General features: G+C 61.9%; 8 protein-coding genes. 1 reads left to right on the top strand and 7 read right to left on the bottom strand.

The annotated features are described in order from the left end of the window. The 7 genes from E4633_RS19390 to E4633_RS19360 all read right to left on the bottom strand — a co-directional run. Nucleotides 1-1,213 (bottom strand): retention module-containing protein (locus tag E4633_RS19390; protein ID WP_162605041.1); only part of this gene is annotated, 1,213 nt, incomplete at its 3' end. Between the two features lie 347 nt (nucleotides 1,214-1,560). After that, on the bottom strand, nucleotides 1,561-3,558 hold the full coding sequence (locus E4633_RS19385; RefSeq protein WP_135872836.1) for a hypothetical protein: 1,998 nt from the start codon (nucleotides 3,556-3,558) through the stop codon (nucleotides 1,561-1,563). After that, nucleotides 3,530-4,636, bottom strand: a complete 1,107-nt coding sequence (locus E4633_RS19380) for a hypothetical protein (protein ID WP_135872834.1) — start codon at nucleotides 4,634-4,636, stop codon at nucleotides 3,530-3,532. The genes E4633_RS19385 and E4633_RS19380 overlap by 29 nt, the downstream gene beginning before the upstream one ends. Next, nucleotides 4,633-5,106: a hypothetical protein gene (locus tag E4633_RS19375; RefSeq protein ID WP_135872831.1), complete on the bottom strand. Its 474-nt coding sequence runs from the start codon at nucleotides 5,104-5,106 to the stop codon at nucleotides 4,633-4,635. Before E4633_RS19375 ends, E4633_RS19380 begins: the two co-directional genes overlap by 4 nt. Nucleotides 5,107-5,115: 9 nt before the next feature. Next, complete coding sequence (locus tag E4633_RS19370) at nucleotides 5,116-5,691, bottom strand: hypothetical protein (RefSeq protein WP_135872829.1); 576 nt, start codon at nucleotides 5,689-5,691, stop codon at nucleotides 5,116-5,118. A gap of 18 nt (nucleotides 5,692-5,709) precedes the next feature. Beyond that, nucleotides 5,710-6,255 (bottom strand): hypothetical protein, encoded by a 546-nt coding sequence (locus E4633_RS19365; RefSeq protein WP_135872827.1) that lies wholly within the window; start codon nucleotides 6,253-6,255, stop codon nucleotides 5,710-5,712. Nucleotides 6,256-6,338: 83 nt separating this feature from the next. Continuing rightward, nucleotides 6,339-8,609: an OmpA family protein gene (locus tag E4633_RS19360; protein ID WP_162605040.1), complete on the bottom strand. Its 2,271-nt coding sequence runs from the start codon at nucleotides 8,607-8,609 to the stop codon at nucleotides 6,339-6,341. Between the two features lie 318 nt (nucleotides 8,610-8,927). Here E4633_RS19360 and E4633_RS19355 point away from each other — a divergent pair, with 318 nt between their 5' ends. Beyond that, nucleotides 8,928-10,250, top strand: a complete 1,323-nt coding sequence (locus E4633_RS19355; protein ID WP_135872824.1) for a TolC family outer membrane protein — start codon at nucleotides 8,928-8,930, stop codon at nucleotides 10,248-10,250. Nucleotides 10,251-10,263: the final 13 nt, after the last annotated feature.

Genomic DNA, 10,263 nt, shown 5'->3' with positions numbered 1-10,263 from the left:
TCGCAGTGTAAGTAACCGTCGCACCCGCCTCAGTAATGTTTGCCGGGCTCACGCCCAGGCTTACAGTCGTGGTGTCCTTGGTGTCATCTATCTGGACCGTCACCGGGGTCTTGTCCGGGGACAGGTTCTCGAAGTTGCCGCCACTTGCGTCGCTGATCGCGGTATGGACGCTGCTCGCATCGTTGTACACGTCGTCGCTGTTGGCGAAGGTGTAATCGACGGAACCGGTGGTGTGGCCATCTGCGATGGTGATCGTCTGGCCGTTGTCCAGATGCACGGTGACGTCACCGTGAGCGATATTCGTCAAAGTCGCAGTGTAGGTAACCGTCGCACCCGCCTCAGTAATGTTTGCCGGGCTCACGCCCAGGCTTACAGTCGTCGGAGTAGGAACGTCATGCACCTGCGTAACAACAGGAGTATGGTCGACAACTATATTCTCAGTGCCGCCAGCGGCTGAGGTTACCGATGTCGTAACAGTACCGGCATCGATGTACGGGTTATCCGGATGAACAGGGATATGCACACTGCCACTGGTAGCACCATTCGGAATAATAATGCTGCTTCCATTCGAGAGATTGACTGTGATATCGCCCTGTGCCGGGTGGGAAACGTTCGCTGTGTAGGTAATCTCCCCTCCTTCGTTGACATCCGCAGGGCCAGTGACCACGACCGTGTTTGTCGTCGGAACAGTGGGCGTGCTAACAGCATCGGTCCCCGCCGCCTCGATCGTCGCGGTCGTCCCGAAGGTGACCCCCGTGGTGGTCAAACCGCTCGTCGGAGTCACTTCCGCACCGGTCGGGGCGACGACGAAGAGCGGATGGGTACCGCCGGCACTGGCGGGACCACCGGCTGCCGGGGCTTCGAGCTCAATGGGCTGATCACCGGTCAGAAGGGCCTGCTGAATCTGCTCTACTTCTGACACCGCGTCGGATACCTCTTCGGGGGTCACCGTCGCATATACGTCATGGTCGATGGTCACATTGGTCATACGACCCAGATCCAGATGATTATCCTGCGCTCCGTCAAAAACGATCGACGCGCTACCGTCACTCTCGGTGACGATACGATCGTTCGCATAGATCGGGCTGTTCGGCATGAGTAGCCTTACCGCACCATCCGGGGATATCGCTTTCACTGTCCCGTACAGAATCACAACCTTACCAACCACCTGGTTCCCGGCGCCTGCCGTTGCTGCGTGAGTGTTCTGTGCCATGACCATTCTCCACTGTTAGATTTATTGGCTGAAGGGGGCTTCTCTAAATTCGGTTAGCGTAAACATATCTCTCAGGCAGGACTATGTCTATTGTACCTTGGTACTAGATTGACATAGTGATCAAGATTACATAGGGCTCATTTTTCTTCAGCCATCCTGTATATCTGCTGCCGTGACAACGGAAAATTCGTCTGCCAGAACGACTGTTTTTTCACAGACAAGAAAAGCCCTCCTTGACACTGAGGGCTTTTCTTATGATTGAGGGGCAAAGGCAAATCCCCCCTGCCCCCCCTTCGCAAAGGGGGGAACGCGAGTTCACTTACAGCGCTTCGTGGCGCAACATGAATTCAGAACGGCCTATCCAGCCGGTTTGGCTCCTTGACTAGTTTCGTGAAGTTCGAGTTCTTCTGGATCTCCTCCAGGTAGAAGAGCTTCAACAGGTTGTGCGTCGGATGATCGGGGTTTCTCTGCATCTCTTCGCGCATGCTCTGGAACGAGGCGACAAGCTGCGTGTCGGTCGGTACCTCGGCCGGGGCCGTCCCGGCGAAGAGCTTGTCGACCGCGTTTATGTAGGCCAAGCTCGCCGTCGCCGTCTCGGGACGCTGCGCGCTCACCCATTTCTTGATCGCCGGGGACTGCTTGATCCGGCTCGCCAGCGGCAGGAAGTAGTCGAGATACAGGTTGTAACGCCCGTCTTTCTTGAGCGCAGCCGAGGTCTGGCGCACCTCGCGCAGCGAGAGCGGGAAGAGCTCGGCCGAGAGCAGGCGGTGCGTGAACCACAGGTTGTAGGCGCCGTTGTCCGTGCTGAACTCGCTCACCCTGCGGTAGGCATAGGAGACCTTGTCGGAGGCCTCGAAGGCTCCGAAATATGCCGAATCCGGGATGACGTCGTTGAATCCCCTACCCTGCTGCGCGGTGAGGAAGTTCAGGTAGGAGTTGAGCGCCATCTGCATCGAGGTGGCGTAGCTCTGGATGTTCTGCGCGTCCTGCGTCGTGTTGAGCTTCACGAGGTAGTAGTCGCCGGTCCAAAGGGAGAGCTCCATGATGGCCCGCCAGAGACGGTGCGTGGACTTCAGGTACAGCTCCCGGCTCTGGTAGCCGGCCCGCTCCCACCCTCCCGCGGAGTACGGGGCGATGTCGTTGAAGATCGCCATCGACTTCAAAAGGGCGGTGCGCCCCTCCTGGTCGGGGAGGGTCGAGAAAAACTTGTAGGCGGCCGCGTTCTCGTTGTCGGCAAGGCGCGGAATGGCAAAACTGGTCATGTCCAGGTAGTCCACTGCCGCCATGACCACGCCGCTTGACCTCGGCCCCGCGGCCCACTTGAAGCAGAGGTCGTTGAAGGTCTTGGCACGCTCGTAGGTCTTCTGTACCGACTCGGTCATCCCCTCGGCGTCGAGCTTGGAACTTGCCACCTGCTGCAGGCGCTTGGACTCGATCGCCGCTACGGTGAAGTTCAGGCGATAGCGGTCCGAGTCCGGGGCGCCAAGCCCGTCCACGATGCGCTGCACCAGCGTCTTCGTGTACTTCCCTTCGCTGTCCTTCTCCCCGAGGTTCCTGTCGTTCATCATTACGAACAGGGGCCCGAGCGCATTCAGACCGTCCAGCTTGCGGGCGATGATGGCCCGGTTCACCACGAGGTTGATGAGGTTTCGATAGTAGAAGGGGGTGTTGGTCGGCACCGCGCCGCTCGTCGCCCCGGTGGCGATCTCGTTCTTCTCGATGTAGAGGACCGAGCCGTTCCAGATGCCGTAGACCTGCGCCACGAAATCATCGGCGTCGTCACGCTCCAGAGCCTGCAGCGCCTTCACCATACCGCTCCAGTAGGCGATCTCGGGCATCGAGGCCTTCCCCTTCAGGCTCTCGATGGTCTTCGCCGCGGCGGCGAGGCTCTCGGGGTTGTCGCTTTGCAGGTAATCGATGGTCTGGGCGATGGCGAGCCTCAGGTAGTCGCGGTCGCGAAATAGCTGCGGCTGCTCCCCGGGGCGCTCGGCTCCCTTTTGTCCGGGTGCGAGTTTCCCGCTCCAGGTGGCGATGTAGGAGGCAAGGGTCTCGCCGATCTCCTGGTCGCGTTTTTCACGCCAATCCTTGATCTCGTTCTTGTCCCAGTAGGTCAGCTCGTAGGCGACGTCGAGGTAGGGGCCCCACTCCCTGATCTGCGGGGCGGCGACCGGGGCCGCAACCTTGGCCGGGGCCGTCTTGTGTTCCTTCTTCGCCGACGCGGCGTGCCCCTTTTTCTTGGTGGCGCCCCAGGAGGGCGCTGCCGCCAGAAAAAGGCAGATGGCGCAGAAGATGATGAATGAAAGTATCCGTTTCGGGCTAGTTTTTCCTAAGGCAGTCGTACGCATATTCCAACTCCTCGCATCGCTGGGATGGCTCTCGCCCCCTGGAGGGGAAGATGATGAGGTTGAAGGACGATACCCGTTTGGTTCCCTTGAACTGGAACTCACCCTTGTCACTGGTGCAACTGTGGCGCGAGCCGACAACGCTCAGCACCGACTTGATCGCTTCCTCCTGTTGTAATGCGCTGTCGCAGATCTTAAGGCTCATAAGTGACACCCCGCGCGACAACGAGACATCGGAACCGGCAGCGGCACTTCCCGCCGGGCTCTTGCTGCGCTCCCGGGCGGCCGGGGACGTTTTTGCCTTCGGCTCCTCGATGGTCGCCTCGGGCGCACTTCGTACCGCGGCGACACGCGGCACCGGGGCGCTCGCGGCAGCCTCGACCGGCCGGGTCGGGCGCTGCGGCGAGAGGGCCGGTTCGCTGGCCGAGGGGAGCGCGGCCGTCGGGCCACCGCGCATGCGATAGATATAGGTGCTCTTCGTCGAAGGGCGCGCCCCCACCTCCGCGGTCGCCTCCTTCCTAAGCCTCGTCGTCGGGGTACCGGCGCTGCCTGCGGCCGGCTCGAATCCCTCAGCGGCCTGACGCTCGCGGGTCACCACCGGAGAAACAGAGACTTCGGACCCGCTCTGATATCCGTAGGACCGGGCGACGACCGGGTAAGGCGTCTCGGAGGGGTAGCTCGCCTCGTGCCGCTGCGCGGCTTTGCCGGGTGAGGTCTTCTCCGGGCGTCTTCCCTCTTCCGCCGGCGCGTTGTACTGCGGCGGCTTGGCATCCAGCGCGTACACGGTGCGCTGCCGCTGGACCTTTTCCGCGACCGGATGCATAGGTGGCGCCAGCTTTTTCGGTTGCACCGGTGGGGCCTTCAAATCCAGTTTGCTCACGTCCATGATGGTGCGTTTCGACACCGGTACGCCCGGCATCTGAAACCGGCTCACGCAAAGCGCGACCGTTGCGAGCACAAGGGCGACGAAGAGACGCAGCCAAGTCGGGACCGGGGGGCGCAGCTCATGGTCTGCGCAAACGAGGATCCGTTTAAGCCGCGTGCCGCCATAGCCGCAGGTGCTCTGGAGGCGCGCGCTCATCTTTTATCACCGGTGCGCGAGGTGCGCACCACTGCAAGCCCGTCGGAGCCCCAGTATTTGCTCACCACCGCCGCCGCGGACAACAGATCGCTGCTGTACGATTCGGGAAGCGGCACCACCACCGGGCGCGGATGTTCCCGGTTCGTCTCCTGGAGGTTTTTCAGCGCGGAGCAGAGCTCGTCGTAGGAAAGCGGTGCGGTCCTCGCCGCCTCCTTGCCGCGTTGGACGTGCACGAGGCAGTAAGGCCTCGCGCCGTGCCGGTCCACGAGAAGCTGATGGTAATCGGGGTTCGACTGCATCGCCACGAGTTCGGGGCTTCGCTCCACCACCGGGGCGGGGAGGTTCATCTCGGCTACCTGGCTGCTGGAGGTGTCCATCCTCGACATCTGGGTGAAGACCAGAAGGAGCAGAAAGGCAACATCCGTGAAGGAGATGAGCCACTGGTTTCTGGATGTTCCGACGGTGCGCATGGCGTCCCCCTAGATCTTCACCTGCAGGCCGCGGTTGATCGAGCGCTTCGCGACCACGTCGAGGCAGACGCAGATAGCCTGCAAAAGCACGTAGTACATGAGGGCGAAGTAGGTGGACCAGAGCTTCGCGCCGATGGCCCCGTTGTTGATGGCGCTACCCGGGTCGCCGGTATAGAGGAAGATGACGATCATCCCCGCCACGGTCCCCCAGAGCCCGATCGGGGGGAGCAGGTTCGCGCACATGTAAATGCGGTTCACGAAGAGGCCGTTGAAATTGTTCTGCGCCACCTCGCGCGTGGCATCGTAGAGGAACTCCTTCGGGGCCGGCTGTCCGGCCGCGCCGTCACTCTGGCTCGTCGCCCAGAGCATCTTCGCGACGCTCTCAGCTAAAGTGTCCTGCGGCGAGGCGTTCTTGTCCTTCACGCTGTCCAGGTGCTTGTGGTCCATGGACTTCGCGTGGATGAAGGCGCGCACGGCGAGGACCATGGCGATGACGAAGATGCAGGTGGTCAGGGTGAGCGAGACCCTGAGCGACCAGATGTTGAAGCTCATGGGGTTGATGGTGATGAGGCCCAGAATGTCCATGTCGTCGGCTCCTTGGCGTTATTTCTTGGCGATGCGCGCCAGGTCGCTGTCCAACTGGCGGATGGCCTCGTCCAGCGTGGTGGTTTTCCCCTGGATCTGAACCGACATCTTCTGGTAAGGGGCGTACAGCCTCTTCATCTCGCCGAGTACGGTTCCTGCGTCGTCCCGGTAGTTGAGCACGATGAGAAGACGCGTCTTGACGAGGGCGATCTCGGCTGAGAGCTGCGTCATCTCGATGTTCGAGCCGTCCACCGCCTGGGTCACCAGGTAGTCGACATGCCTTCTTAAGTAGTCGTCGAGGGGTGCCTGGAGCTGCGCCGCAGTCTTGGTCTCGCCGCTGGCGATGAAGTGCTCGGCGAAGTTCAAAAAGACCAAGAGATCCTTCTTCACAGTCTGGAGTCTCAGCTCGAGCCCCAAGTCGTTCGCCTGCTCCGAAGTCGGCTCCTGAGCGGGCGCGGCAACGCCCTGCGGCTCGGCGGCGAAAAGAGCCGAGGCGGTAAGAAGGGACACCACTGCCGTCACCACGACGGCCGTTTTCCATCGCAATGCAACGCTGTGATACATATCCGACTCCTCTTCACGAGTGAGCTAAAGCAAGCTCACGTATCGTGATCCACTGCCCGGAGCGGCATCGCGCCCCGCGCCGGTCAGGGTCCTATGTGATGGGTGCTTCTAGGCTTGATGTTGATCCTCAACCCCGTGTCGATCTTGAAGGTGCGGTACGGGATGATTTCCTCCCGGCCGGCGTCGAGGGTGATCTGCAGATAATCGGGGAATTCGCGGAAGCGGACGTTGGTGAGGTCGAATTTGTCGACCGCAGCGCCTTGGGCCCCCATGCCGTTCACCGCACCGATGAGTTCGATGACCAGGCTGTAGGGCTCCACCATGGTGATCACGCGGAAGTCGCTGACCTTGCCGTTGGTGAAGAGGCTCAATCCGTTCTTGTCGATGGTGACCCCGGTCAGGGCGATCTTTCCCTCGGGCGTCGGCGTTGATGGGGCGCCCCTGAGGACGAAGGGTTCCTCGTCGGGGGCGGGCGGCACCGGCTCCTGCTTCCTGAGCGCGGACGAGACCGGCTCGGCTTCAGGAACGGGAACGAGCAGCGGTACCTCCGGTGCGGCTACAGCGGGGAGCGTCGGCTCCGGTGCGGCGGGAGTATTTGCGGCGGGGGCTGCCACTTCCTTTGCCCTTTGTGCAGAGGGGAGTTCAGGCGGCAGTTTCGCCGCGGCAACCTGCCCGGGGGCCGGTTCTCCCTCCGGAAGCGGGGCAGGCTGCGGTGCAAGCTGCGCCGCGGGGATCGCCGCGGGTGCCGCGGCCCCCTGCGGGGCGGCCTCTACGGGACGGTCCACGTAGGAGGATTCGATTTCCTTCTTGCGCTGCGCGGAAGGCAGCGGAGGGGGGACGGCCCCCTCCGCTACTGCGGTTGTCGGCGCTGAGGGGAGCAAAACGGCTTCCGTCTCCCCCTTGCGCTGTGCTGCGGGCAGGGCCGCGCCGGGCGCGGCTACCTGCGGTACAAACAGTTTTTCCGGTTCACCCTGGCGCGAGCCCGGGGTAACGCCACCGTCAAGCGGTGCGCTACCCTTCGCTGTCGCCAGGGCTAAGGGCTTTTTTCCGAGCGAGCTCTCCTTTTGGGGTACGGCCGGTTCCGGAGTCACCGCCGAAGCGGCCTCCTTTTTCCGGCACACGAGGTTCGCCTCGATGCGCCTGTTCTTCGCACGTCCCACGGCGGTCTTGTTGTTCGCTATGGGGCGGCTCTTGCCGTAGCCCTTGGCGGTCAGCCGCTTCGGATCGATGTGGAAGTTCTTCACGATGTAATCGCGCACCGCCTGGGCGCGCCGCTCGGAGAGCCTCTGGTTGTGGTCGGCACTGGCGGTGCCGTCGGTATGGCCGGAGATCTCGCCGTACGCCTCGGGGAACTCGTTCAGGAAGTCGCCCACCGATTTGAGTTCCGCGTGGTACTGCGGCTTCACGTTCCACTTGTCGGTGTCGAAGTTGATCATGAGCACCGCGGGCTGGTTGCAGAACCTCTTCTCAGCCTTGGTCGGCTGGGCCACCATGACCGCGGCGTTGGCTGCACCGGTCCCCCCCTTGCCCGTGCAGGTCAGGGAGTAGACGGTGTCGGCCGCAGGAGTCACCGTCATCGAGCCGTTCACGGCGACGTCACCCAAATCCGGGCGCATCTCGCAGTTGTCGGCGCGCTTGCTCTTCCAGCTCAAAATGGAGCGCTCCCCCTTCTTGATCGAAGTGGGGGAGGCGGCAAGCGCCACCTCGGGAGCCGCGACCACGACCGGAGGAGGCGGAGTCGGCACGGTCAGGTTCAGGGTCGGCTGCGCCTGCGGCATGGTGCGGGGTACCGACTGCGGCGGGGCCGGCGGCTCGGGAAGCTTGGCAACGGCAGGAGCTCCGCCGAAGGGGATGTACAGGCCCGTGGTGTACTCGACCACGTAGTCCTCAAACTTGTTGTTGTAGAAGATGCCGCGTACATCGCCGCGCCAGGCGACATCCTCGGTCACGAAGTACTTGAAGCCCCCGCCAAGGTCGAAGGCGCCCTTGGTGCCGGGGGGGAGCTGCACGCCGGCATAACCTGCGGCGAGGTTCGGGACGAACTTCTCATTCGGGCGGAAGTTCCACAGGAGGTCCCCGCCGAAGCGGTTGAAGTCGTGCTCGCTGCCGTTGCGGCTGTTTCTGAGCTTCGCGTAGTCGTAGAGCGCCTCGAGCTCCAGGTTTTTCGTGAAGTTGTAGCCGGCACGCAACCCGAAGACCGGAGAGGTTTCCAGGTGTTCCTTTCCGGCAAAGGAAACACCGCCCACCATCGGGGAGATGGAGAAGGGTGAGGTCGTAGCTGCTGACACGGTCCCGGGGAGGGAGGCGGCGCATAGCAGTGCTGCAGTCATGATGGCCAATGAATTTTTCTTCAAGTCACGTCTCCGTTTCGGTTTCTGGATGAGCCCCGGAGGCGCACTGTCACTGGGATAGCGTGCCTGCCTCATAGGCTTGCCATAAGGTACTACTAAGCTACTATCAAATTCTGCCATGTCAAATGCTCCCATTTCTTAGAAATTTTTATACTTGACTACTGGCCTCTTTCCATATAATTAACCATACAAAATTACCATTTGCAAATTTATTATTCACATATAATATGTGTATCAACATGAGTGATCCATTTATCGTGCCCCGCTGTTAGGCATGTGCAATGGTGGTTGACTTTCATACCACGAACAGGAAGGTAGTTTATGGCACTGACCAGTAAGGTAATGACCGTAGTGGCGCTTGGCATGTTAACCTCTGCAGCGGGCACGGCCCACGCCGAGACGCTCCAGGAAGCCGTGAAGTACATGTTGCAATCCAACCCCGAAGTCCGGGCACAGTACTACAACAAGGTGGCGCGCGAGAGAGAGGTGCGCCAGGCCAAGGCGGGGTACCTTCCCACCATCGACGCATCCGCGTCGGCAGGGGTGTCGCGCCAGCATGAGCCTACCTTCAACACCGTCGCTCCCGCCACCGCCGTGGTGAGCGTGCGCCAGAACGTCTTCCGCTTCTTCGGCACTCAGCACGAGGTGGAACGCCAGGAGGCACGGGCCAGGTCCCGCGAGTACCTCCTCGGGGGGACCGCCGAGAACAACGCCCTGCTCGCCTCCAGGGTGTACCTGAACGTACTTAGAAACGAGAAACTCCTGGCGCTCGCCCAGGAGAACCTGACCAACCACCTGAGGATCCATGACCAGGTAAGGCTCAGAAGCGAGTCCGGCGTCGACCGCCGCGCCGACTTCGAGCAGGTGAAGGGTCGTCTGGCCCTCGCCCAGGCCAACGTCGCCGCAGCACAAGCGAACCTCGACGACAGCCTCGCCGATTACCAGGCCGTGGTAGGCTACCTCCCCGGCGAACTCGCCGACCCGCCCTCGGTAAATGCGGAGATCCCGAAGACCAAGGAGGAGGCCGAGGACCTTGCCGTACAGGGGAACCGCACCTTGAAGTCGGCAGGCGCCGACCTGCAGGAGAGAAAGGCACAACACGAAGCCGCCAAGAGCCTTCTTTACCCCACCCTCGATCTCGCCCTTGATTATCGCTGGCAAAAGGATTACAACGACTTGCCGGGACGCCGCGAGGAGTTCCTCGGGACCGCCACCATCTCCTTCAACATCTTCAACGGCGGCTGGAACAAGGCACGCCTGGGGCAGACCCGAAGCGAGGTGTACGAGGCAGAGGAGATCCTGAACAACACGAAGAGGCAGACGGTGCAGTCCATCCGCCTCTCCTGGGACGCCAACAACTCCGCGCGGGAGCGCCTGAAGTTCCTCGACGACTACGTCAAGGCGGCCGGCCAGACCGCCGAGGCATTCGCTGCACAGTGGTCCATCGGCAGAAGGACCATGTTCGACCTGCTCGACACCCAGGCCGAGCTCATCAACGCCAAGGCAAGCCTGGTGAACGCGCAATACGACCAGAGGTACGCCGAATACCGGATTCTGAACGGGATGTCGCGCCTGCTGCCGACCCTCGGCCTGCAGGCGCCAGACGCCGGCGGCAAGGTGACTACGGCAAGCAGCACGCCGTAGCCTCCCGCCAACA

The sequence above is a fragment of the Geomonas terrae genome (assembly GCF_004791675.1).
Classification (GTDB): Bacteria; Desulfobacterota; Desulfuromonadia; order Geobacterales; family Geobacteraceae; genus Geomonas; species Geomonas edaphica.
This window is presented reverse-complemented; position numbering and strand designations above follow the sequence as displayed.

Coding starts and splice junctions, on each gene's coding strand:
- E4633_RS19385 (WP_135872836.1), bottom strand. CDS start 3,558: ATGCGTACGACTGCCTTAGGAAAAACTAGCCCGAAACGGATACTTTCA.
- E4633_RS19380 (WP_135872834.1), bottom strand. CDS start 4,636: ATGAGCGCGCGCCTCCAGAGCACCTGCGGCTATGGCGGCACGCGGCTT.
- E4633_RS19375 (WP_135872831.1), bottom strand. CDS start 5,106: ATGCGCACCGTCGGAACATCCAGAAACCAGTGGCTCATCTCCTTCACG.
- E4633_RS19370 (WP_135872829.1), bottom strand. CDS start 5,691: ATGGACATTCTGGGCCTCATCACCATCAACCCCATGAGCTTCAACATC.
- E4633_RS19365 (WP_135872827.1), bottom strand. CDS start 6,255: ATGTATCACAGCGTTGCATTGCGATGGAAAACGGCCGTCGTGGTGACG.
- E4633_RS19355 (WP_135872824.1), top strand. CDS start 8,928: ATGGCACTGACCAGTAAGGTAATGACCGTAGTGGCGCTTGGCATGTTA.